The sequence below is a fragment of the Bradyrhizobium sp. 134 genome, assembly GCF_023074155.1.
GTDB lineage: Bacteria > Pseudomonadota > Alphaproteobacteria > Rhizobiales > Xanthobacteraceae > Bradyrhizobium.
In genome coordinates this window covers 1-22,199 of the sequence record NZ_JADPKX010000023.1, presented here as the reverse complement: position 1 = coordinate 22,199, position 22,199 = coordinate 1, and the positions used below count along the sequence as shown (strand labels likewise).

Sequence of the window (22,199 nt, the reverse complement as noted above, 5' to 3'; positions counted from 1 at the left end):
ATGACCAACGTGAACTGGGGCGGTATCTTCCCCGTGCTCGTCACTCCCTTTGGCGCCAACGGCTCGATTGATGAGACCAGATATAAGGCGCTCATTGACGATGCGATCGCCAATGGCGCGCAGGGCGTCGTGGCGGCCGGCAGCACCGGAGAATTTTATACGCTCACCAAGGCCGAGCGCGCGCGTCTCTACAAGTTGGCCGTTGACCATGTGGGCGGCCGCGTTCCCGTGCTGGCGGGCGTCGCCGACTTGCGTGTCGAGGACGTGCTTGAAGCGTGCCAATCGGCCGTGGCAGCGGGATGCGCGGGGGGCATGATCCTGCCACCTATCTACGCCATGCCGAGTCCGCGTGAGATCGTGACCTTCTTCGAACACATCTCCCGTAACACGTCACTGCCGCTGATGCTCTACAACAGCCCGCGGCGCGCTGGCGTCGACATCACGCCAGCCCTTGTGGAGCAGCTCTCCGCACTGCCAAGTGTGGTCGCGGTCAAGGATAGCTCCGGCGTCATTACTCAAGTGACTGAACTTGTGCAGCGTGTCGGGAACAGACTTCGTGTCTTCGTCGGTTACGAGACAATGATCGTGCCCGCCCGCGCTGTTGGTGCCCACGGCGTTGTCGCCATGGCGCATCAAATCGCAGGGCCTTTGATCCGCGACTACTGGGACAAGGCCCTGAATGGTGACAAGGCATTGGATGATCTCGGCCGCGATGTCTTCGCCTTTTATCGTTGCTTCCAGTCCGGATCCTATTACGCGGCCATCAAAGAGACCATGAGCCAGCTCGGTCGGAGCGCGGGTGACCCGCGTCTGCCGCTGCTGCCGTTGGCAGACGAACAGAAGGCGGCCATCGCGAAGATCATCTCCGATGCTGGTCTTACTCGATGGGCTAAAGGCTAAGGAGTTCGGACGAATCCTGCCACTGGGGAAATCAACGTCGATCGCAGAGCCCACTTACTTTGAGAGCAGAGACGGTTCACATCGGTGCCGCCTCGACAGATGGGGCTCGGCCCAATCGTACTCTCGTTCACTCGCGCCTGAGCGCAACATATCCGTCTAAGGAATCGAAGATGTATACGAAACTGGCACTCCTCATCGATGGTGAGTGGATCGAGGAAACCAATGCTGGAAGCGAGACCGTTCTCAACCCGGCGACGGAGCAGCCTCTTGGTAAGCTGCCGCACGCCGGGACGGAAGAACTAGACCGCGCACTCACGGCGGCAAACCGGGCCTTCGAAGGCTGGAGGCGCACCTCGCCTTATGAGCGGGGGCAGATCTTGCGCCGCGCGGCCGGCCTGATGCGAGAGCGTTTAGACCATATCGCCACTGTGCTGACCTTGGAGGAAGGTAAGACCCTCGCGGAAGCGAAGGGTGAGATCACCGCCGCGGCAGAGTTTTTTGACTGGTTCGCGGAAGAGGGGCGGCGCAGCTATGGGCGAGTGATCCCGGCGCGCCTGCCCGATATGCGCCAGACGGTCACGCAGGAGCCGGTCGGCCCCGTCGCTTGCTTCACGCCCTGGAACTTCCCGGCAGTAACGCCCGCGCGCAAAATCGCCCCCGCTCTTGCCGCCGGATGCACTTGCATCATCAAGCCAGCTGAGGAAACGCCGGGTACGACGCTGGAGATCGCGCGGGCGCTCACCGACGCAGGGCTCCCCAAAGGCGTGCTGAACGTGGTTTTCGGCATCCCGGCAAAAGTCTCCGAATATCTCCTGCGTTCCCCCATCATCCGCAAAATCTCGTTCACGGGATCAACACCCGTGGGACGTCACCTCGCTCGGCTAGCAGGAGAGACCCTGACCCTCGCCACAATGGAGCTGGGCGGCCATGCACCGGTGATCGTCGCAAAAGACGCCGACGTACAGCGTGCGGCGGAGCTCTCCATGGCCATCAAGCTGCGCAACACTGGCCAGGTTTGCACTTCGCCGACGCGGTTTTTTGTGGAACAGCCGGTCTACGAAGAGTACCTCGAACACGCTCGTGCCTTCGTCGAGAAGCAGGTTGTCGGTGATGGCCTGCAAGCCGGCACCACAGTGGGGCCCGTCGCCAACACGCGGCGCGTTGCTGCCATGGACGACCTGATCTCCGACGCCTTGTCCCACTCAGCCCGCCTTGTGGTCGGAGGTGAACGACTGAAGGGGACGGGTCTGATGTATCGACCCACGATCCTGGCGGATATGCCGGACCGGGCGCGGGCTATGCGAGAAGAGCCGTTCGGCCCGCTTGCGCTGGTACAACCTGTTGATGACCTAGAGCAGGCCATCGCACGGGCGAATGCATTGCCTTACGGTCTGGCCGGATATGCCTTCACCCGCTCCGCCGTGACTGCCAATCGCATAGCGGAGGAGATGGCCGTCGGCGTCATCGGCATCAATCAGATGGTGGTGTCGATACCCGAAACGCCGTTCGGCGGAATCGGGGACAGTGGCTGGGGCCGCGAGGGCGGCATCGAGGGTCTGGAGTCCTACACTGTCAGAAAATATGTCGGCCATCTTCATGTCTAGCATCCGATGGCACCGAAAGGAAAAGGAGCGCGAGACGTGAGCTTGGACGGGCCACTTTCCGCCTGGCGACCTCGGCAGCTCGCTTCCGAGGGACCGCGCTATCTAGCCTTGGTCAATGCTCTCGAGCAGGACATCGCCGATGGCCGGCTATCGGACGGCGATCGTCTGCCCCCGCACCGTGACCTGGCACGTGAGCTTAGTCTCTCCGTCGGGACTGTGAGCAAAGCCTATCAGGAGGCCGAACAACGCGGTATCGTCAGCGGTCATGTCGGGCAGGGTACGTTCGTCCGGCGCCGTTCCGCCGCCCGAGCCGAGCCGCCAGCTAGAGATGAGCCGATCAATTTGGCCTTGAACGTGCCCGTCGAGGGCGGCGAGACCCAGATCCTCTCACAGACGTTCAGTGAGGTGGTGCGCGAGGCTGATCTTGCACCGTTGCTCCGCTACCATCCCCATGGGGGCATTTGGCAGCATCGCGAAATCATCGCTGCTTCGATGTCGGATAGCAAGCTGACCGTCACCCCGACTCAGCTGTTCCTGTGCAACGGCGCTCAGCACGCCATCGACATTGCCCTTCGCTTGGTAGCAAAGCCGGGCGACAATATCCTGGTCGATACCTTCACCTATTCCGGCTTCAAAGCGATCGCGGCGGCCAGCCACCTCAACTTGGTACCAGTCGAGATGGACGACGAGGGCATCAAGCCGGAGGCGCTAAAAGAGGCCTGTCGCACGTCCGGGGCGCGGGTGCTCTACTGCATGCCGACGTTACAGAGCCCCACGGCTCGTACGATGAGTCACGCCCGCCGGCGGCGCATCGCCGAATTGGCGGAAGAGCTCGATCTCGCCGTCATAGAGGACGACGTTTACGGCTTTTTCTTCACCGACCGTCCGGTGCCGATCGCCTCCTTGGCACCGAGCCGCACCTTCTACGTCACCTCCTACTCCAAGTGCCTTGCTCCCGCCTTCCGGCTCGGAACATTGACGGTCCCGACCGACCACATTTCTCAAACCGAGCTCCTTATGCACGCCTCCGCCTGGTTCGTAGCTCCAATGCTGAGCGAGGTGGTGGTGAGGCTGATCGAGAGCGGCAAGCTTGAACATCTTCTGCGTGAGCGGCGCCTGCAGGCGCTTGAGCGTTACCGGGTGTTCCTGGACGTTTTTCCCAAAGCCGCAAAGCTTCAGTACCCGGCGTTTTATGCATGGTTGCCATTGCCGCGGGAGTGGTCCGCAGATCAATTTGCCGCCGCGGCCCGCGGTCGCGGCATACTCGTAACCCCACGCATCGCATTCGCGGTTAATGACGGCGACCCCGGCGCAACCCGCATCTGCCTTGGCGCACCAAAAGATGTTGTTGCACTCTCTGATGCGCTACAGACTTTGCGCGAAATCCTCGTCCGGCACCCAGTAAACGTCGTTTCCGTCGCCTGACGTTGCGACCCGGCGAGCGGGGAGACATTTACGCCACGCAATCCGTCGCGGAACTATACTGTCGATCAATCGCAAGAAAGGGTGTTTCATCCCGCAACTTGAACTTACTTAGCAACGATCGCGCGTTGCTGCCGATTCTCGAAGACTTGGCCCGTGGGATTACGTCGGCCAACGCAATCGGCCGTCGTCTTTTAAGGGACCGGCACTTACCTTGAGCGAGATCATTTGCGCATGGCGCCCCAGAGGCAATCGAGCTCTCCTTGCAGGCCCTTCGCGTAGAACCGGATCGCTTGTTATCGGTCGCTTCGATTTAGAGTGAAGTAGTTGGCCAGCCCAGTCGTCAATTGCAAGAACGCCGACACGAGATCACGGATCAGGATGAAGTCCTTGAAGGCTTGAGGTCCATCGACAACGCGGGCCCGGAAATCGCGATTGACGCCAGCATGTACTCGAATGGCCCAGTGCGAAGTAGAACCCCACCAACGTGGACCGTTTCTACTCTTGCATCAGTTTCCGGACGAGGTTGTCCTGGCCGCGATGTGGTCCGGATCAAATGCGTGTCGCAGGCCGAAGACATAGGCCAGCAGCGCCGTTCCGGACAGCTCCCGCCGATCTCCAAGTGCCTGCAGTGTTCATAACCAGATGGCAAGGTTTGCAGCGATGGATAAGCGAGAGCGTAATCAGGCATCTCCCCTTCGGCGGATCGCTCACCATCGCGGCTGCGCCGCGTCTTCCATGCTCCGTGCTTACTGGATCAGTCAGCTTCCAACAGATTCGCGGATTCGGAGGGCGCCGTGGGACGATGAGCGTTATGTCTGTATTCCGCCGGCGGCGCCTGGAACGCACGAACGAACGCGCGGCGCATGTTTGCCGGGCTGCCGAACCCGGCTCGATGGGAAATTCGCTGGATGGACAGCACCGTTGTCTCCAGAAGGATGCGGGCGGCTTCGACCCTAATGTTTTCGACGAAACGGCCGGTGTCGTCATTATTTCGTACATGAACGTGCGACTGAAGTTACGAGGGCTCATGGCGGCGCGTTTGGCAAGCGCGTCAACCGAAAGATCTGCGGCAAGATTCGTCAAAGCCCAATCCATGACATGACTGATCTGGCTGTTTCGGATCGATTGCGCCTTGAGAAATTCGCTGATTTGCGGCTGATTGCCCGGCCGCCGCAGAAAGACGACGAGCATCCTTGCAACGTCGAGAAATGTCGGCCGTCCACAGTCGTTCTCGATGAGATAGAGGCACAGGTCGATACCGGCCATTCCGCCAACTGCTGTATAATAAGGGCCGTCACGAACGAACAGACGATCCGGCTCGACGTGAACTTTCGGATACATCGCCGCGAACTGGCCGGTGTAGTCGCGATGCGTCGCCACGTGCCGGCGGTTGAGCAAACCGGCCGACGCGAGGACAGACGTTCCTGTGCAGGTGGCGCAGATCCGGCGCGCCGATACGGCTTATGGATGTCACTCACGAAGTCCTGGTAGAAACGCACCACGTGCCGCCCCGCGATCGCTATCAGGTGGTGCATCAGCACCCATATTCCAGCATCGTCGCGCTTGACACAGGTCTTGATATCAATCGGACCGATAAATTGGTCATGCTGCAATCGACGAGCCGCCCGCGCGATAAAACGTCCAAATTAGAGTTTTATCGCGTCCTCGCCGAGAGGCTGTCGTCGTCGTGTGGAGTAGCGCCAACTGACCTCTTGATAAGTTTTGTGATCAATGCGGACGAAGATTGGTCATTCGGCATGGGAAGGGCCAAGTTCGTCACCGGCGAGTTACACTAGGCCTGGAGCGAGTTTCCGTCAGGATCGGTTGTAAAGGAAGTAGTCACTCAGAACGACGTTTCCGAACGTGCCGAGCACCCCGCCGGCCCGACCATGGCGCTGGCCCGGCGCGAAGGCATGAAGGCCGGCGACCGCTTGATCGAACAAAGGCTTGCCGGCGCGTTCGATCTCTCACGCGCGCCGACAAGGCTTGGCTTTAAAGCGCTGGAAGCGGCAGGGCGGGCCCGCGGCGAGCCGAATCGCGGTTCGTGCTGGCGAAGAATCCGACCAGCGGCGCAGCCCAACGGGCCCTCGCGGCCGACAGGCGCAGCGAGCAGGTCTATGCGATGATTGCGGGTGACGTCCTCGCGAACGGCTACCGACTGACGTCACCCAGCCGGAGCTGATGCGCCGCTATGATCTGAGCCGGGCCGAGTTGCAGCGGTTGCTCGACCACATCGCAGCAAATACTGGACCGCGCGTTTGCCCGGCTATGGCTGGAGCTTTGCGGAGACCGTCTCCAGCCCGACGCGCAGGCCAAGGCAATGGCATTTCGCGCGGTGATCGAACCGGCGGCGATCGCGCAGCCCGACTTCACGCTGCCGCAGCCGGTGATCGCACGTTTGCGCGAGCGCCAGCTGCGCGTGCTGGAAGGTCAGCTCGAGAAGATGACGATTACCGAACTTTATCACTTTGGCTGCTAGTTTCATGGAGAGATCATCCGCAGCGCCGGCAATCCGTTCGTCGAAGAAGCGCTCAAGCGCGTGAACTCGACCAAGCGCCTGTTCGCCTATTGCAGCTTCATGACCGAGACGGCATGCGCCGGCACGTACGTGAGCATTTGCGCCTGCTCGATGTCCTGGGAGGCAGCGCAACGCCGGGGCGGCTGAGCCGATGGCTAGCCACCTGCGCCCGCTAGTGGCGCGCCTGTCATGGACAAGTTGCCGCTCAGCCGCCAACCAGACCGCGAGTGCTTGGACGCCTGAGAGTGATAGAGGATAGATGCGCTGCCGCAGGCTCAAGCAGATCCGCAACACCCCGCCAAAGACCTTTCCGGAGGACAGCAGCAGGCGGTGGCGATCGGCCGAGCGCTGATGACCAACCCGAAGCTGTTGCTGCTCGACGAGATTTCGCTCGGGTCGAAGATGCCTTACCGGCCAGCCTTGGCCGACAGCATGGCCCGAACCATCATCCGCAATGCGGTCAGCAGGCCCTCACGCTGGCCCGGTTCTCGCGCGACAGCGATCGCTGCCTCACGCCCGGCGCCAACGATCAGGGTGGCGCAGACAAGTGGCGAGACGCCGTGAGGGAGTTTGCCGTGCAAATCATCCGCAATCATCTTGCGAAAACGACCGGACGTCTCTCCGACAACAGGCTCCAGCAGCGGGCTGAGCGCCGGCGTGAGCATCATGTAGAACCGTCCCACCTTCGGCTCGGCGCAAACATCGAGGAGCGCTGCCATGAGGGCAATTATGCGATCTTCGGCCGTGATGGCGGTATTGCGCATCTGCTCGCCTCGCACGCGAACACGATCGCTGATGATATGGTACTGATCGCGGAGCATTTCGTCGATGCCGCCGGGAAAATAGGTGTAGGCCGTAGTTTTCGAAGCGCCTGCTTTCTTTGCTACTGCGTCAACGGAACAGGTCGCCAGACCTCCCGCCTCGAAGAGGTCGAGTGCGGTGTCTAACAGCTCTTGTCGGGTTCTAAGACGATTCCGATCGCGAAGTCGGACGGGGGCTTGTTCTTTCATTCTGCACCATAGCCCAAAAACTGGGCATTGAAAATACTAATTGGAGGCTTGACGTAAATCTGAACAAGATGTTCAATTTATGTAACCTGTTCCGGAAGAAGTCGGAAGGTGAACGCCGTACCAGCAGCGCAGCGACATCGAAGAGCGGAGGAAGACAATGAGTTCGCCTCGACTGAAAGGGAAGACAGCAATCGTCACGGGTTCAGGGCAAGGGATCGGGGCGGCGATTGCCAGGATCTTCGCGGGTGAGGGAGCCCAAGTCGTGATCGCTACGCGCACAGAGAGTCATGGACAGGCGACGATGTCCAACATTGTTGCCGCTGGTGGCGAGGCCATTTTGTGCGTAACGGATGTCGGTGCTCCCCGGCAAATCGAGCGGGCTGTCGATCTCGCTGTTTCCAAATACGGGAAGCTCGATATCGTCGTGCACAACGCTGCCTCGTTCGCAGCTGGCAAAGTCGAGGATTTGGACGAATCCCAGCTCGAAGAATCGCTAAACGTTAATCTCAAGGCGGCGTTCCGACTCTCGAAGGCGGCAATACCGCATCTTCGCCGCCGGGGTGGCGGGCGGCTATTATTCACCTCGTCTGTTACAGGGCCTCGCGTCGCAATGCCAGGGGCCTCATATTACGCGGCGAGCAAGAGCGGGCTGAACGGCTTCATCCGGACGGCGGCAATCGAACTGGCGAAATACCGGATCACGGTAAATGGAGTTGAGCCTGGCTTCATCAAGACACCGGCTATGAACCTGCTCGCCGACGAAGAAGGACAGAAGGTCCTGGCGAAATATGTGCCAATGGGGGCACTCGGCGTGCCAGAGGATATCGCCTACGCGATGCTGTACCTAGCAAGCGAGGAAGCCGCCTACGTGACAGGCCAAACGATAGTGGTCGATGGCGGCAGCACGCTACCTGAGAGTCCGACCTTTGCGGATGAGACTTCGGGAGTCAAGAGTCTTGACCAAAACTAGCCCTGTGGAAAGCACTCCCATAACGATAACTCTAAATCGACTGGCTTCACGGAAGCTGATGGAGACAGTTTAATGCCTGGCGATATGGCTCTGCTTGCGCGCCGCCACCGTGCTCTTGGGCGGCATTCGCCACTGATGTACGATAGGCCGCTGCATCTGGTTCGGGGTAAGGGAGTCTGGGTCGAGGATGTCCATGGGCGCCGATATCTTGACGCTTACAACAATGTGCCTCACGTCGGCCACTGTCACCCCGATGTGGTGGAGGCGATTTGTCGGCAGTCTGACACGCTCAACATCCACACCCGCTATCTGCATGACAGCGTCGTTCAATATGCTGAACGGCTTACTGCTACCTCTGATCCGTCTCTGTCTGTGGCAATGCTCACCTGCACTGGGACCGAGGCCAATGAACTTGCTCTGCGCATTGCGCGCTTCGCCAGTGGCGGAACGGGCATGATTGTGAGTTCCTTCAGCTATCACGGCAATTCCGCGACGCTGGCTGCAGTAACGACGGCCCTTCCCGCGCCGGAGGCGTTCGCACCTCATGCGCGTTCGGTAGCAATTCCAGATCTGAACCACTCCCAGCGTCATCCGGCTCAGCTTGCGCAGGATTACGCCGATAAGGTTGCAGAGGCGGTTCGGTCATTGAAAGCGGCTGGCATCAAGCCGGCAGCCATTCTATTCGACCCGATCTTTTCAACGGAAGGGCTACCAAAACTCCCCAAGGGATTTTTGGAGCAAGCGGTCGCGCATGTACGCGAGGCGGGTGGCCTCTTTATCGCCGATGAAGTGCAGGGCGGCCTTGGCCGGACCGGGGATCACATGTGGAGCCACCAGGCCTATGGCATTGTGCCGGACCTGGTCACGCTTGGAAAGCCGCTCGGCAATGGTCATCCTCTCGCCGGCGTAATTACGCGGCCAGACTTGCTGGAAGCCTTCGCCTCCTCCGCTCTGTATTTCAACACCTTCGCGGGAAATCCGGTGTCCGCGGCCGCGGGTTTGGCAGTGCTTGATGTCATCGAGCGCGAAAAGCTGGTCGAGAATGCCAATTTGGTCGGAGCCTTCCTCCAGAAGGGTTTGGTCCGACTTGCCGGAAAGCACCAATTGATCGGGAGCGTGCGTGGCAGCGGCCTGTTCTTCGGTCTCGAGCTGTTGCTTGACCGAAGACCGGCTGCGCATGAAACCAAACGTCTGGTCAACGTCATGCGGGAGAATGGTGTCCTTATTAACCGGATAGGGCCCCACGACAACATCCTCAAGATGCGCCCGCCTATGCCGTTCTCGATTGCCAACGCCGAGCTTCTGCTGTCCACGCTCGATAACGCACTCGCATCGCTTTGAGGCAAAGATGAACATGTTGTCCGCACTCAGTTCCGAAGAACAGGTCGCGGCAATGACCGCGGTAGCACGCGCCGCGCTGAGCCGCTGGGCGGGCAGCTTTGAGGACCTCTCCCTCGTCAAGTACCGGGAAAACGCCGTTTTTCATTTGCGCCGCGATAACGGCGACCGGTTTGCGTTGCGCGTTCACAGAATTGGCTACCATACGGACGCCGAACTCACGTCGGAACTGCAATGGATGTCGGCGCTTGCCACGTCGGGCTTCGACGCTCCTTCCGTCGTTCCAGCGAAAGATGGATCGTTGTTTGTGAAAGCAACCACCCCCATCCTTCCCCAGCCGCTCCAGGTGGATATGCTGGTTTGGCTCGAGGGTGAGCCGCTCGGCTCGATCGAAACTGGCCTTTCGTGCCCCTCGGATGAACTGAGCAGTCTCTATGGTCAAGTTGGTCGGCTCGCCGCATGCTTGCACGACCAGAGCGCAGGGTGGCAGTTTCCCGCCGGCTTTTCGCGTCACGCGTGGGATTCCCGAGGGCTCCTAGGACCTAACCCCTTTTGGGGTGAGTTTTGCGACCTCGCTGCCTTATCAGACCATCTTTCCCTCATCGAACGTGCCTGCCAAAATGCCAAACATGATCTCGGCCGGCTCGGACGCTCAGCCGAGAATTACGGGCTTATTCATGCAGACCTGGTGCCGGAAAATATTCTCCGCAGTAACCATCGGCTCATGCTCATCGACTTCGACGATGCCGGATTTGGGTGGCACATGTTCGAACTCGCGACCGCACTTTTCTGGTATACTGATAAGCCTTATTACGGAACCATTCGAGACGCACTGCTGGCCGGCTATCGTTCGGTCCGTCCACTGCCAGAGCCGCAATGGCGACAGCTTCCGCTATTTCTGTTTTTGAGGAGCCTCACCTATCTGGGTTGGATACGAACCAGAAGCGAAACTCAGATTGCACTCGAGCTTACGCCGATGCTGATCGAAAGAGCCGTGCTCTCGGCCAAGGAGTATTTGGATAGCGCAGACTCGCCGGGAGTGCCAGCGGTCTCCCAGACATCGAACTGATTCGCGCCGGCATCGCGCAGCCCGGAAAAGTAGGGCCGGCAATCGTTGGGTAAATGCTTTTGCTTGGTGATAGCATGCCAATCGACGCGAACCCTGTCCCGACTGCCGACCCGTTTCTGCTGCGACTGTATAAGTCCTGCACAGAGCCGAGGCGGTGGCCCGAGCTAATGGATCTGCTGTGCGCCGAACTCGGGGCGCACTCCGCTATCATTCAGGGCCTTGGTCTCGAGGGGCCTCATGCAGCGACCTTCTGGGTGGCTCATGATTCCCGCACCAATCTTGCCCCGTACCAAGCCTCGATCTCCGATTCCGGCAACCCGCGATTGGATGGCAAGCGATTGCAGTCCGCGGTGGGCCGCTTGGTGGGCGATGAGGACTTGTTCGGTAGCGACGAGCGGCCAACACAGCAACGGCTACAGCAGCAGCTTTCCGCGATTGGATACGGGCGTTTCCTCGGCGGCCTGATGTCTATCGGCCATGGCTACTACATGGCGCTCGCGTTGCATCGTGAGGTGGGCGATAACGGCGACTTCTCCGACCGCCAGAAAGGCCGCATAGCGGCGCTCCTGCCTCATTTCGCGCAAGCCTTGCAGCTGACCCAATCCGTCATCTGCAGCCGTTCCGCGGAGGCCCTATTGCGTGAATTTCTGGAGCGCTGGAAATGCGGTCTGATCGTCTGCGACGCCGACGGGCAGGTGCTATGGCGCAACCAGCAAGCCTTCGTGTCGCTGACTTGCGGTGGTGGGTTGCGGCTGCGCAATGGCATGCTGCACGCCGCAACCGCTGACTCTCAGCAGCGATTGACGTTGGCGTTGCGGCGGCAGGTCGGCCGCAATGCACCGGGCTACGTTGTGCTCGACGCGGGTGGGCGCCGCTGGCAGGTTGCCATTCAGGAACTCCAACCCGCTACCGCGGCTAGTGCCGACCCGCTGCTGCTGATCGCGCTCACTGGCGACCAACCGGCCGGAGTGATTTCGGCGGAGTCGCTCGTCACCTTGTTCGAGCTCACCGACGCGGAGTCCCGCCTCACGAGCGCTCTGGTTGCCGGTTGCACTCTGGAGGAATACGCATCGCGTCGCGGTGTCGGGCTGAGCACCGTCCGGTACCAGCTCAAGCAGGTGCTCGCCAAGACCGGTACGCGCCGGCAGGTTGACCTCGTGCGCAGGGTCCTGTGCTCCGCCGCCGCCCACGTCGTCGGATCACGCGAACAAATTGCAATAATCCGTGCGCGTTAGACGGCGCCCGCGTGCAAGCGATCGCTTCGCGCCGATAAGCGTACCTCCGCAGGACGAAGAGATCGGCTCCCGCGTGCAGCTGCTCCTACACGCACGTGCCGGCGGAGCCGACACTGCTCATGTTGGCCCATTCATCAGGCGAGGGACCACATCAATGCGAGCCGGAAGATCTCGCGGCGCCAATTCATTGCACGTGCGACGGCTCGCTGTGCGCGCGCAGATCGCGGCATGGCGATTCTGCGCCGAGATTCCAGCATCCAAGGAAAGACTTCTGCAAGTCGCGTTCTCTCTTACGAAATTGTCAGCAGGTAGGTGGCGCTCAATGCGGGTGTGAAGTCATTTATCGCGATCTTACGGGAGAGCCTGCTCTTCATCTGTCGGGGCAACTATCAGGGAGCTATTCGAAACCGACATCATTGCCATTGGCGCCCCAATGGACATTTTCTCCGTCGCCTCGCAGCTCAAGGCCTTGGATTGCGTCATTTGAAGATTGCTCGGGGCCGAAGGCTTGGCCTTCGGCCCCGAAGCCAAGAATGGCGCGATCTCCAATGCTCGCGACGAGACCGGAAAGATCGCGGCCTGACCACGTAGACTCGGGTATCCCCTTCAGTCGAAGGAACTTAATCCAGCAATATGCTCCCCTGGCGGCCGTCGGCCCCACCTTGATTGCAAGCCATCTTCATCTCGAGCGGCCTCAACAAGCTCGCCGCGCCAGCCGTTACCAAGGGCTACATCGGGTTGCCCTTCGCGTTCCTAGGATATCTGATTACCTTTGTCGTGGAGACCGGCGGTGGCATTCTGCTCCTAATCGTTCCGCCAGACCGATCGACACTGCTTTAGCGAGATGCACATCGGTCCGTGACGTCGGTTCCGCTTCAATTGGGCTTGGCTTCCAACGAACGAAACGAAACTCTCCTGGCAAAAGCGCCATTAAGGGCGATGCAGAGCCCGCACATAGCCGCGAGACGAAACCGAAGCGGCGACTCTCTGATCGCCACCGCGTCCGTTGCAAACGGCAGGTTACCGCGCCAAGTTTGGATGTTGTCGCGGCAACGGGGACTCGTCAATGCGGGCGATGTACCCGGTGTCATAGACGTCACGCCCGTCGAACACCGTGCGTAGCACCTCAGTCTTGGCGAGGCCGTCTACGTCAGCGGTGAGCGGGTTGTGGTCGACGATCGCGATATCCGCCTTGAAACCGGGCTTGAGCGCTCCGATGTCTTCCCATTGCATCAGTTTGGCGGTGTTGACGGTCCAGCCATCGAGGGCCTGCTGCGCGCTGATGGTGTGGGTCTCAGGGTTGCAGGGGAAATCTGAGCGGGCGAGCTCGCCAGTTTGCGCCAGTTTCATGTGCTCAAACGGACTGAAGGGCGACCAGTCTTGGCCGAGACTTACGTTGGCGCCCGAGGCGAAGTGGCGGCCCACCGGAACTACCATGTCCATGATCTCGTCTCCCATTCGTTCGCGGTACATGTCTCCTTTGCCCCAGCGGAAGCTCATGCTGATGGTGGAGTGCAGCTTTAGGTCAGCATACCGACGAATCGTGTCTTCTGTGATGAGCATATTGTGCTGAGCGACCCAGTCACCCCTGCGCACCGCGTCGGCCAACTGATCGTCATCGACAATTTCGAGGAATTGGCGATGGTCAAACAGCGCAGCCTGAATGAGGTTCAGGCGGATTTTGTGCTTCAGGCAGTAGTGGATCACTTCGCGCTGCATCTTCTTCGTGTTGAACTCATGGCCCGTTGTGGGGCGACCGTACGCGTCAAGGTACGGCTTTTCCATGCGCAACAGGCCGCACCAGCACGGGCCATCGACGCCAAAGGTCGCTCCGTTGAAACGCAGGATCGGATCCTTTTTCGATTGCAGCAGGGCTGCATGTGCCAGGTTGAAGCGGATATGCTCGTCGGTGTTGGCCGCGCCAAAGTCCCAGGGCGCCGACGCTAATTCCAGCGACGCTACCACGCGCATCGCCAGCTGGCCGTCGTCGCGCATGCGCATGTAGCCCAGCATATGGGGCAACTCATCGCATGGCACTCGTAGGCGCCGGTAGTACCCCAGCGATGCGCCCGCGCCTGCCCCAGCAGGCCGCCCGCGATCCACAGTTCGTCGGGCGGCGGCGCGGCCATGATTTTGGCTTGCACCTGCTCGCGCCAGAACTTGTCCGGGTTGTAGTAAGTGATTACAGAGCCGGTAAAGATACCGGTGGGGTCGCCGCTCGCATCCTTCTCAATCCAAACATCGCCGACCCGGTCGGGGGTGTCGCGTGTGATGCCGAGCACTCGCAGGGCCTTCCGAGTTCATCGCAACGACGTTCGGGATCACCGGCGCAAGAGCGAAGATCATGAAGGGATGGTTAGGCGCTGCGGTGTCGAGTACGTGACGGTCCGGCAACTTTTGCTCGGTGAGATCTTTGTAAGAACGGCGGATGAGGTAGTTCGGCTCGCCCACCGGGGTGCCCATCACCCATCACCCATCGGCCGGCGGGCACCTGGGCGACGTGAGTACGGATGCGGGCAACGATGTCGGCGTGGTCGCGTGCATCGTAAAGGTTGACGGACCACACATCGTGCGCGCTCGTATGCAGAAAGTGGGGATGCGAGTCAAGGATGCCGGGCATAACGCAGGCACCCTTTACATCAATGCGCTTGGCGCGGGGGTCCTGCGAGCGAGCTCATGTCAGAGAACGTACCGGTGCCGAGCACGCGATCACCTTCAATGACGATTGCTTCATGGGTGTCGCGGCGGTCGTTCTGGGTGACAACAGGGCCGCCGAAGATAAGCGTTCGATCGATCGGCTTTGGCATCTCAAGATTTCCTTTTAACTTAGGTTGGAATAACGGCGCCGGAGACTGTGCGGCGGTGCCGAGGCGATGCAGTCGCCAGGGACGAATTGGAGTTGGTGTCTGGGATGCGCAAATTCGTCATTCCGACGCCTTGGCGTTGAACCCTAGACAGCAGATGCGGCCGGGCTGCACTTCTCCGCTGCTGCCGATGAAGTCATCTACCAAATGGGGGATACGACTGCTGCTTCTCCGCGCTCATTGTCGGGTCTGTGCTGCCCCTTCCTATGAGCGTTCGAAACGTCTCGCACACGACGTTCGCGCCCCGACAACGTGATGACGATAGCGGCGACCATAAGCGTTGAGCGCGTAATCCTGTTTGCGCGCGGAGGCCGATGCCAGGCGCGGAAGCACTGATCGAGAGGTTCAACCCACCATCAAGAGAATCATGCGCTCCGGACACCGATGCGGCACGCGTCGATGCTGAGCGACGCGACCGAACGCGGTGATCTGCGGCAAGCCACCCGCCATCATGAAGTTACTTGGAAAATGGATCTTGGCATTCTGGTCGGCGAAGTTGTTGTGGAAGAACACTGCCGCGGCGTTTGAAGAAGAGGCGAACAGCGCGACGGACGCTCGCGCCTGAAATCATTGCGTCTCTCTTGAACGGTGCATTTACGATCCGCGCATGGGCTACGATGCAAGCCTTTGCGAAGTCCCCAACGGGACGGATAATCGGCTGCTCATCCATGTCGGGATGCTCGGTGACTGATGCGTCAATCATCTGCAAGACGGGGATGCCGAAACCATCCAGCCAAAAAGATCAGTTTCCAGCTCGGGTTGACATCATGTTGCCCGCCCCACGGAGGCTGAATAGCCGAGGGCGGTCAGGAAGCGAAATCAAATTAAAAGCGCCTCCGTCGGAGGTCTCACATTCCCAGGCACAACGTGAAGTGAGGCGTCACGCGTACCAGCCTTGGCGAGCACCTGCTCCTTCCGCGTTCGCGCGTATGGTGATTCTCATGGCAGGGGGCGGCGGGAGTCTCTAGTGGTCGGCAGGTCGACCTTGGGTGCCGAGTGCTGAACTCCGATCGCGGCCCGCGTGGTCGGATTGCGCGAACAAATTGCAACCTTCCGCGTGGGTTAAGGGGCATGTCCTTCCGAGCGATCGCTCCACGTCGATAATCGTACCTCTGCTGGACGAAGAGAGATTGGGTATCGCGTGCCGGCTGCTTTCTACACGCGCGTGTCGGCCGGGACCCGAGTGCTCATGTTCGCCGATTCAACAGTTCAAGGCGCATAATAGGCGTCCCATTTGGGCGCTTGGGACAACCGGACGCCGGTCTAGATGATCGCGACCAGGATCTCGAAGGTGCCTCGTCGGAAGCAGCATACTCGACGAATGAATTTGCAATAGCAGCGAAATGTTTGTGCCCATTACCGATGATATCCCCAGTTTGGGAGATGACGAGCCAACGACCACCTGACCATCGTCATATGGACGAGAGTGCGCAGCTCCCGTCGTTCGGGGGGATAATCGATGCTGCAATCAGCGCGAATTACGACTTCGACTTGGATACAAGGCGGCCAGCCTACGACGCCGCCGCTCGCCTTGCTGACTTGCCGCGTTGCGTTTCGGCACCCGCGGAGCCGCCTCGTCGGACGGACGCGCGTATTGAGCGAGCGCGCCGAACCGGCTGTTGATGCGACCTGCAATGATGCCTTTCGAAGATGCGGCAGGTCGGATGGGCTTCGCTGAATTCACCCAGATCCGGATGAGGCGGTGTCGCATCACCTCTCACAATATTTCCAGACTTCAACGGAGAGAGACATGTCACCAAATAAAACTTTGATGATCACAGCATGCATTGCGACGAGTGCCGCATGCACGCCGGCAACTGCTTACGAATTCGGATCGCCCGGTTGGTTACAGAAGCCTGGCATTGTGATCGGCGCCGCTGCTGCCGCACCGCCGCCAGGCCTCTATGGATTCGAGCAGGCCTTTACCTACCAGTCGAAGATTGTCGGTCCTGGCGCGCCGAATATCAATGGCGCTCAAACCGGCCTGAACGGGAACGTGGCAGCAGCCGGATTCCTATGGGCGCCGGGTTGGAGTTTTCTCGGCGCTTCCTACGACTTCGTCGCAGTCGTGCCGTTTGTCTCTGGTAGCATTGGAAGTCCGGTAAATGTCGCGCCGTCTGGCATGCACAACACGTTCTTCGCCAACGAGTTGAGTTGGCGGCTGGGTGATAGCGGCTTCTTCGTCAAGGCCGGACTTGGAATGTACGCGCCGACGGGCACCCAACAGGGCCCGACCGGCTTGGCGAATGTCGGCAATCCTTGGTGGACCTTTCAACCCAATATCGTCTTCTCATATTTGAAAGATGGCTGGAATCTCACGGCCAACATTTTCGACGAAATCAACACCGCCAACACGCTGACGAACTACAGAAGCGGCGATATCCTGCACGCCGAGTTCACGGCGACGAAGACCATTGGCAAGTGGACAATCGGCCCCGTAGCTTACTACGTGGGGCAAGTCACCGACGACCGGTCAAGCGCATTCTACGGCGGCGCTATCAACGTGAACCGCTACAATATCTGGGCGGCCGGTGGCATGGTCGGATACAACTTCGGTCCTGTGAGCGTAAATGTCTGGGGCACTCAGGAATTGTCATCGAACGCCTCAGGTGGAACGGCCGGTCCTCCAGGATTTGACACCGCCTCCATCACCAAAGGCTTTTCGATTTTCGCGCAGCTCAACTATCGCATTTGGGCCCCAGACGCGCCGGTGGCGACGGGAATTCCACTCATCCGCAAGTGAAGTTCATGGCCAGGATGGCGTCGTGCTCCCGGCGCCATCGCCAGTTGGGCTATAAGAGCGAGTTGCACAACGCGCGAACTAGAGTTGACGAACCGGGTGCCGCGGGGGAGGGCGGCCGGCTATATCGACCAGACGGACCCGGGGCTTTTTGCTATTCGGCTCCAAGACGTGGGTGGCGGCTTCTCAGGGGCGAGGTGCAGCCGCGCGCCTACCACAACACACACCTCTTGAACGGTGGTCGACTCCTTCAATCCCTCGGATGGCCGAGTTCCACGCCGAATCCCGACTGCTCGATGCCTCCGAAGTGGGCCCTGAGCTGTATGAATCCCCGTCCCCCATTGTAACTCCGGCGGCATAGGTCACCAGTTCGCGCACACGGTCAGATACTGTCACGCATATAAATCGTTTCAGGCAGGCGCATATCTGACGATCAGAATCGATGAAACCGCCCCAGGCGGCACCATGGGCGCATCTTTTTGATGCTGCGTTTCGGTCCCGGTAGTGGCATTGGCTCTGGGTTTTGCTGAGACATCCAACAATTGGACCATCCAACACTTGTGGAGCAGGACCAGGCCGCGCGCTGGGGTTGACGTCGCTGCTGGTATCGAACTGCGAAAATGACACTCAGGGTTGGCGGTCATACCCAATTTGGTGGATGACAGGTCGAAGCTGCGCGGCAATCCTTGACCCTGCACAACCGCAACTCGCTGTCTAACAATTGGGAACACCATGTCGAAAGCGACGCAAAGCGACTCATCAGCACTCCCGCGGCAGTTCCAATCAGCAACGCAGTGGCTCGCCTTGCTACGCGAGCGTAGCATTGGCGCGGTCGAATTGTTGGAGTTGCACCTCAAGCAAATCGAAAAGCACAATGGAAAGCTCAACCTGGTTGTCGCGCAGGATATTGAAGGCGCGCTTCAGGCCGCGCGCCAAGCGGACAGCAGACCACGCTCAGAGTTGCCGCCGCTCCATGGGCTGCCGATGACAGTGAAAGACACGCTTGAGGCCACGGGCATGCCGGCGACGTGTGGGTTTCCCTTCCTCGCCGAGCATCAGCCGCGCCAGGACGCCGATTCGGTAGCACGCCTGAAGGCGGCCGGCGCAATTGTTTTTGGCAAGACCAACGTTCCTTCCGGCGCCTTTGATTGGCAGTCGTATAATACCCTGTACGGAACATCGAATAATCCGTGGGACACCACCCGCTCGCCCGGCGGGTCATCAGGCGGTCCGGCTGGAGCGATTGCGGCCGGTTTCTCGCCACTTGAACTGGGCAGCGATCTCGGTGGATCGATCCGCGTCCCGGCTCACTTTTGCGGCGTCTACGGCCACAAACCGAGCTACGGTATCGTGCCGGCACGCGGACACATTCCGCCGATGCCGGGTAATTACACCACGTATGAAATGGCGGTGCTTGGTCCAATGGCGCGGAGTGCTCAGGATTTGGAGCTCGCGTTGGACGTGCTGGCCTCGCCTGCCGAATTGAGCCGGCCGGCGTGGAGGGTGGCGATTCCGCCCAGCCGAAAGGAGCGACTGCAGGACTTCAAGGTCGCAGTGTGGGCCGATGCCAGGACCTACGCCGTCGATTCACGGTGTCTGGAAGCGATCCAACGCTATGCGCAAGACCTGCGTCGCCTCGGTGTGACTGTGGATGAAAAGGCGCGGCCCGAGATCGATTGGCAGGCAGCATATGAGACCTACCTTGCAACACTGCTGCCAATGATGGGAAGCGGCCTGCCTCCCGAAGCAGTCCAACAACTGATCAAATCGGGAGCCGGGCAGCCACCCACGAGCTACCTGGCCCGAGCAGCGCGCGCGTTGACAATGCCTTACTACGGCTACCTTGGCGTCATCTCAGAGCAGCGCGAACGGCTGTTCCGCAGCTGGCGAGATTTTTTCACTGGGTACGATCTTTTGATATGCCCGAACAGCCCGACGGTCGCGTATGCCCACGATCACCGCGGCGACGGCGCTTCCGACCCGATTACGGTTTGCGAGGCGCGTAGCACGATCGTCGACGGTAGTCCCCGCCCTTACTTCGACGGTCTGCAGTGGCCATCGCTTGCGGTCTGCGCCAATTTGCCCGCCACGGCGGTGCCCACCGGCCGGTTTGTGGAGAACATGCCGTTGGGCGTTCAATTGATCGGACCATTCCTTGAGGATCGCACGCCGATGCGTTTCGCTCAGCTAGTCGAGCGAGAGCTGGGAGGTTTCGCGCCGCCACCACATTGCCTGTGAGCGCGAGCAACTCGCTACCATCTTTAGCATCAATGTAGGAGACATAGGCATGACCACGTCAGCTTCGCGCACGCTCATCTATGGTGGCCCCGTGCTAACTCAGAATGAGGGGCGGGACACTCACGAAGCTCTCGTGCTTGAAGGAGACAGGATACTTGCGACAGGCTCACTGGATGACATGCGCTCTCTCGCGGGTCCGTTGGCTCGTCCTGTCGATACAGAAGGCGCCTGCGTGCTCCCCGGCCTCATCGACAGTCATCCGCACTTCCTTCATTTCGGCAGTTTTGACGTGCCGTGTGTCACACTTTACGACGCGCGGAACCACGCAGACATCTTTTCTCGCATCCGCGGACGAGCCGCGTCGACTCCTCGGGGTGAATGGATTTTGACGACGCCCGTCGGCGAACCTCACTATTTTATTCGCAGCTCATGGCGTGATCTTCCCGAAGGGCGTCTGCCGAACCGCTGGGAACTTGACGTTGTCGCCCCCGATCATCCGATCTGGATACAAGCTTTTGCGCCTGTTACTCCAAACGTCTGCGCGATGAACTCAAAGGCGCTGGAGGTGCTCGGATTTGGGCGCGATCTACCCAACCAGATCGACGACGTGACGATCGAGAAGAACTCGGATGGTGAACTTACCGGCATCTTCACGGGCGGCGTGACGAACTATTATAATAGCAGTCCGTTCTGGCTGGGGCGCGTCGCGGCACAGGTGTTTCGTCCAACCGATGACCTCTGGTACCGGGGAGCCCTTGCCGGGCAGCTGACAGCCGCCGGCCGAGGCGTGACGGCGGCTTACGAGGGGCACGCGATGGATGCGGCGCACATCGCTGCATATCAACGTCTTCGTGATGAGAACAAAATGCGCATGCGCGTTCTGGCCGGCTTGGAAGGCGCCCCGCACGCGTTCGACTACGGAATGGGAATAAGCGAAGCCAGCGTTCGCGCCAACTGCGCGCTCGCGGCGGGTCTCATCCAAACCAGCGATCCGCTATATCGCGTCAATGGACTGTCATTGTGCCCGTCAGGGCCTGGCTGGCCTGGTATTCTACGGACCGACCGCGAGTACCAAGACCCTTATGGGCGTCCCACAAAGGGGCACGCGTTCCTTACGCAAGCGATGATCCGCGACTGCATCGAATACTGCCTCAAGAACCACGTTCGTCTGAACATGTTGAATTGCAGCCTACCGGAGCATCGAGAATTCCTTGCGCTTCTCGAGCCATTCCTGGATTCTCAGGACATCCGAACGCGCGACTGGATAATTCAACACAGCATATTCATCGAGGATGAGGCCATCAAACGATATGCTGAGCTGAACTTCCACCTGACGAGCACCGTTAGCTTCTGTTGGGGGAAGGGTGCCATGTACCAGGAACGCCTCGGCGAGGAGGCCCTCAAGTATCTTGTTCCAATCGGTAAGATGTTTGAGTCGGGTGCGAATGTTGGACTCGGCTCGGATTGGGGGCCTGCCAGTCCGTTCGAGCATATGGCGCTTGCCGAAACGCGCGAGTTCGCTGGCTCCGGCCGGCGGCACGAGGGTCCCGGATATTCCATTAACCGGCAGCAGGCCCTAGATGGTTGGACTGTCAACAATGCCAGGTTGATGCAATGGGACGGTATCGGCGCTTTAAAGTCGGGCTACAGGGCGGATTTGGCGATCGTCGATCGCAATCCCCAGACCTGCAATATCGGCGACCTTCCGAATACCCAAGTCCTGCGGACGGTGCTTGGTGGTGACGATATATTCGATACCAACACCCTTCCCCGCCTGAGCGATTCTGAGCTGCCGCCGGAACGGATACGACAACTAGAAAGAGGATCCGCTTCGGATGGCAGCAAGCATGTCTGCGGCTCGCGATGTAGCCACCCAGCGCATTAAGGGCTGCTCACGCAGCGGAGCAAAGAGGTTTGTCCGCGAGCCGTCGCGCCGCCAGCTTGCGCAGGGGTACCTCCCGAATCGGAAGGCCAAGCATCGATCGGCCACCATAAGACGTCGGTGGCCGACGTCGCCTCCGAACTCGGCATGAGCCCTGCGAATGTCTACCGCTTCTTTCGCTCCAAAGGTGCGATCAACGAGTCTATCTGCGCACGGATGGTGGATGAGGTCGCGGACCTCGCCCTTGCAGTCGCACGCGCGACCGCGCCAGCCAAGGAGAAGCTCGGGCAGCTGCTAGCGGCTATTCGTAAGCGCGAAGCCGATACCCTTGCTTCAGAATTCGAATGAACGTGCGAAAGAAGCCTCCGGCTTGGACGGAGGTTTCGGATGGGATTGGACAGCAAAA

At 59.9% G+C, this 22,199-nt stretch carries 20 protein-coding genes and 2 pseudogenes; 17 read left to right on the top strand and 5 right to left on the bottom strand.

Going from position 1 to position 22,199, the window contains the following annotated elements; all coding sequences use genetic code 11:
• From IVA75_RS08000 to IVA75_RS07990, 3 genes are all read left to right on the top strand, one after another.
• Positions 1–900: a dihydrodipicolinate synthase family protein gene (locus IVA75_RS08000; RefSeq protein ID WP_247282771.1), complete on the top strand. Its 900-nt coding sequence runs from the start codon at positions 1–3 to the stop codon at positions 898–900.
• Between the two features lie 170 nt (positions 901–1,070).
• Positions 1,071–2,504, top strand: coding sequence for an NAD-dependent succinate-semialdehyde dehydrogenase (locus tag IVA75_RS07995; RefSeq protein ID WP_247282770.1), 1,434 nt, complete (start codon positions 1,071–1,073; stop codon positions 2,502–2,504).
• A gap of 36 nt (positions 2,505–2,540) precedes the next feature.
• Complete coding sequence (locus IVA75_RS07990; protein ID WP_247282769.1) at positions 2,541–3,929, top strand: PLP-dependent aminotransferase family protein; 1,389 nt, start codon at positions 2,541–2,543, stop codon at positions 3,927–3,929.
• 498 nt (positions 3,930–4,427) lie between these two features.
• Here the strand turns inward: IVA75_RS07990 and IVA75_RS07985 are convergent.
• Positions 4,428–4,558, bottom strand: a pseudogene (locus tag IVA75_RS07985) (HoxN/HupN/NixA family nickel/cobalt transporter); the annotation flags it as partial.
• Between the two features lie 182 nt (positions 4,559–4,740).
• Here IVA75_RS07985 and IVA75_RS07980 point away from each other — a divergent pair.
• The 5 genes and pseudogenes from IVA75_RS07980 to IVA75_RS07960 form a co-directional block, all read left to right on the top strand.
• Positions 4,741–5,031 (top strand): hypothetical protein, encoded by a 291-nt coding sequence (locus tag IVA75_RS07980; protein WP_247282768.1) that lies wholly within the window; start codon positions 4,741–4,743, stop codon positions 5,029–5,031.
• Positions 5,028–5,420 (top strand): hypothetical protein, encoded by a 393-nt coding sequence (locus IVA75_RS07975; protein ID WP_247282767.1) that lies wholly within the window; start codon positions 5,028–5,030, stop codon positions 5,418–5,420. Before IVA75_RS07980 ends, IVA75_RS07975 begins: the two co-directional genes overlap by 4 nt.
• The gene (locus tag IVA75_RS07970; RefSeq protein ID WP_247282766.1) at positions 5,393–5,725 is read left to right on the top strand and encodes a tautomerase family protein; all 333 of its coding nucleotides are present in this window, start codon (positions 5,393–5,395) and stop codon (positions 5,723–5,725) included. Before IVA75_RS07975 ends, IVA75_RS07970 begins: the two co-directional genes overlap by 28 nt.
• Positions 5,726–6,249: 524 nt before the next feature.
• Entirely contained in the window at positions 6,250–6,408 is a 159-nt protein-coding gene (locus IVA75_RS07965) for a hypothetical protein (RefSeq protein WP_247282765.1), read from the top strand.
• 336 nt (positions 6,409–6,744) lie between these two features.
• Positions 6,745–6,843, top strand: a pseudogene (locus IVA75_RS07960) (ATP-binding cassette domain-containing protein); the annotation flags it as partial.
• 11 nt (positions 6,844–6,854) lie between these two features.
• Here IVA75_RS07960 and IVA75_RS07955 read toward each other — a convergent pair.
• A complete protein-coding gene (locus IVA75_RS07955) occupies positions 6,855–7,457 on the bottom strand; it encodes a TetR/AcrR family transcriptional regulator (protein WP_247282764.1) in 603 nt (200 codons plus the stop codon).
• A gap of 157 nt (positions 7,458–7,614) precedes the next feature.
• Between IVA75_RS07955 and IVA75_RS07950 the strand changes: the two genes are divergently transcribed.
• From IVA75_RS07950 to IVA75_RS07935, 4 genes are all read left to right on the top strand, one after another.
• Positions 7,615–8,427: an SDR family oxidoreductase gene (locus IVA75_RS07950; protein ID WP_247282763.1), complete on the top strand. Its 813-nt coding sequence runs from the start codon at positions 7,615–7,617 to the stop codon at positions 8,425–8,427.
• 72 nt (positions 8,428–8,499) lie between these two features.
• Positions 8,500–9,768: an aminotransferase class III-fold pyridoxal phosphate-dependent enzyme gene (locus IVA75_RS07945; protein WP_247282762.1), complete on the top strand. Its 1,269-nt coding sequence runs from the start codon at positions 8,500–8,502 to the stop codon at positions 9,766–9,768.
• 7 nt (positions 9,769–9,775) lie between these two features.
• Positions 9,776–10,834 (top strand): phosphotransferase, encoded by a 1,059-nt coding sequence (locus IVA75_RS07940; protein WP_247282761.1) that lies wholly within the window; start codon positions 9,776–9,778, stop codon positions 10,832–10,834.
• A gap of 167 nt (positions 10,835–11,001) precedes the next feature.
• On the top strand, positions 11,002–12,069 hold the full coding sequence (locus tag IVA75_RS07935; RefSeq protein WP_247282760.1) for a hypothetical protein: 1,068 nt from the start codon (positions 11,002–11,004) through the stop codon (positions 12,067–12,069).
• A 1,020-nt stretch (positions 12,070–13,089) separates the two neighbouring features.
• On the opposite strand, the gene IVA75_RS07930 is transcribed toward IVA75_RS07935, so the two are convergent.
• From IVA75_RS07930 to IVA75_RS07920, 3 genes are all read right to left on the bottom strand, one after another.
• The gene (locus IVA75_RS07930) at positions 13,090–14,082 is read right to left on the bottom strand and encodes an amidohydrolase family protein (RefSeq protein ID WP_247282759.1); all 993 of its coding nucleotides are present in this window, start codon (positions 14,080–14,082) and stop codon (positions 13,090–13,092) included.
• On the bottom strand, positions 14,028–14,351 hold the full coding sequence (locus IVA75_RS07925; RefSeq protein ID WP_247282758.1) for a hypothetical protein: 324 nt from the start codon (positions 14,349–14,351) through the stop codon (positions 14,028–14,030). The genes IVA75_RS07930 and IVA75_RS07925 overlap by 55 nt, the downstream gene beginning before the upstream one ends.
• A gap of 357 nt (positions 14,352–14,708) precedes the next feature.
• Positions 14,709–14,876 carry a hypothetical protein gene (locus IVA75_RS07920; protein ID WP_247282757.1) on the bottom strand — a complete coding sequence of 56 codons (168 nt, stop codon included), beginning with the start codon at positions 14,874–14,876 and terminating at the stop codon, positions 14,709–14,711.
• A gap of 456 nt (positions 14,877–15,332) precedes the next feature.
• Between IVA75_RS07920 and IVA75_RS40120 the strand changes: the two genes are divergently transcribed.
• The 5 genes from IVA75_RS40120 (at position 15,333) to IVA75_RS40335 (ending at position 22,141) form a co-directional block, all read left to right on the top strand.
• Complete coding sequence (locus IVA75_RS40120; protein ID WP_256465085.1) at positions 15,333–15,461, top strand: hypothetical protein; 129 nt, start codon at positions 15,333–15,335, stop codon at positions 15,459–15,461.
• A 1,222-nt stretch (positions 15,462–16,683) separates the two neighbouring features.
• Complete coding sequence (locus IVA75_RS07915; RefSeq protein WP_247282756.1) at positions 16,684–17,676, top strand: transporter; 993 nt, start codon at positions 16,684–16,686, stop codon at positions 17,674–17,676.
• Between the two features lie 729 nt (positions 17,677–18,405).
• A complete protein-coding gene (locus IVA75_RS07910) occupies positions 18,406–19,911 on the top strand; it encodes an amidase (protein ID WP_247282755.1) in 1,506 nt (501 codons plus the stop codon).
• A gap of 49 nt (positions 19,912–19,960) precedes the next feature.
• The gene (locus IVA75_RS07905) at positions 19,961–21,796 is read left to right on the top strand and encodes an amidohydrolase family protein (RefSeq protein WP_247282754.1); all 1,836 of its coding nucleotides are present in this window, start codon (positions 19,961–19,963) and stop codon (positions 21,794–21,796) included.
• A gap of 3 nt (positions 21,797–21,799) precedes the next feature.
• Positions 21,800–22,141, top strand: a complete 342-nt coding sequence (locus IVA75_RS40335) for a TetR/AcrR family transcriptional regulator (RefSeq protein WP_346658415.1) — start codon at positions 21,800–21,802, stop codon at positions 22,139–22,141.
• Positions 22,142–22,199 lie beyond the last annotated feature (58 nt).

Excerpts from the sequence above, each read along its gene's own strand:
- IVA75_RS08000 (WP_247282771.1), top strand. The coding sequence starts at position 1 with ATGACCAACGTGAACTGGGGCGGTATCTTCCCCGTGCTCGTCACTCCC.
- IVA75_RS07995 (WP_247282770.1), top strand. The coding sequence starts at position 1,071 with ATGTATACGAAACTGGCACTCCTCATCGATGGTGAGTGGATCGAGGAA.
- IVA75_RS07980 (WP_247282768.1), top strand. The coding sequence starts at position 4,741 with ATGTCTGTATTCCGCCGGCGGCGCCTGGAACGCACGAACGAACGCGCG.
- IVA75_RS07975 (WP_247282767.1), top strand. The coding sequence starts at position 5,028 with ATGACTGATCTGGCTGTTTCGGATCGATTGCGCCTTGAGAAATTCGCT.
- IVA75_RS07970 (WP_247282766.1), top strand. The coding sequence starts at position 5,393 with ATGGATGTCACTCACGAAGTCCTGGTAGAAACGCACCACGTGCCGCCC.
- IVA75_RS07965 (WP_247282765.1), top strand. The coding sequence starts at position 6,250 with ATGGCATTTCGCGCGGTGATCGAACCGGCGGCGATCGCGCAGCCCGAC.
- IVA75_RS07955 (WP_247282764.1), bottom strand. The coding sequence starts at position 7,457 with ATGAAAGAACAAGCCCCCGTCCGACTTCGCGATCGGAATCGTCTTAGA.
- IVA75_RS07950 (WP_247282763.1), top strand. The coding sequence starts at position 7,615 with ATGAGTTCGCCTCGACTGAAAGGGAAGACAGCAATCGTCACGGGTTCA.
- IVA75_RS07945 (WP_247282762.1), top strand. The coding sequence starts at position 8,500 with ATGCCTGGCGATATGGCTCTGCTTGCGCGCCGCCACCGTGCTCTTGGG.
- IVA75_RS07940 (WP_247282761.1), top strand. The coding sequence starts at position 9,776 with ATGAACATGTTGTCCGCACTCAGTTCCGAAGAACAGGTCGCGGCAATG.
- IVA75_RS07935 (WP_247282760.1), top strand. The coding sequence starts at position 11,002 with ATGGATCTGCTGTGCGCCGAACTCGGGGCGCACTCCGCTATCATTCAG.
- IVA75_RS07930 (WP_247282759.1), bottom strand. The coding sequence starts at position 14,082 with ATGCTGGGCTACATGCGCATGCGCGACGACGGCCAGCTGGCGATGCGC.
- IVA75_RS07920 (WP_247282757.1), bottom strand. The coding sequence starts at position 14,876 with ATGCCAAAGCCGATCGATCGAACGCTTATCTTCGGCGGCCCTGTTGTC.
- IVA75_RS40120 (WP_256465085.1), top strand. The coding sequence starts at position 15,333 with ATGCTGAGCGACGCGACCGAACGCGGTGATCTGCGGCAAGCCACCCGC.
- IVA75_RS07915 (WP_247282756.1), top strand. The coding sequence starts at position 16,684 with ATGTCACCAAATAAAACTTTGATGATCACAGCATGCATTGCGACGAGT.
- IVA75_RS07910 (WP_247282755.1), top strand. The coding sequence starts at position 18,406 with ATGTCGAAAGCGACGCAAAGCGACTCATCAGCACTCCCGCGGCAGTTC.
- IVA75_RS07905 (WP_247282754.1), top strand. The coding sequence starts at position 19,961 with ATGACCACGTCAGCTTCGCGCACGCTCATCTATGGTGGCCCCGTGCTA.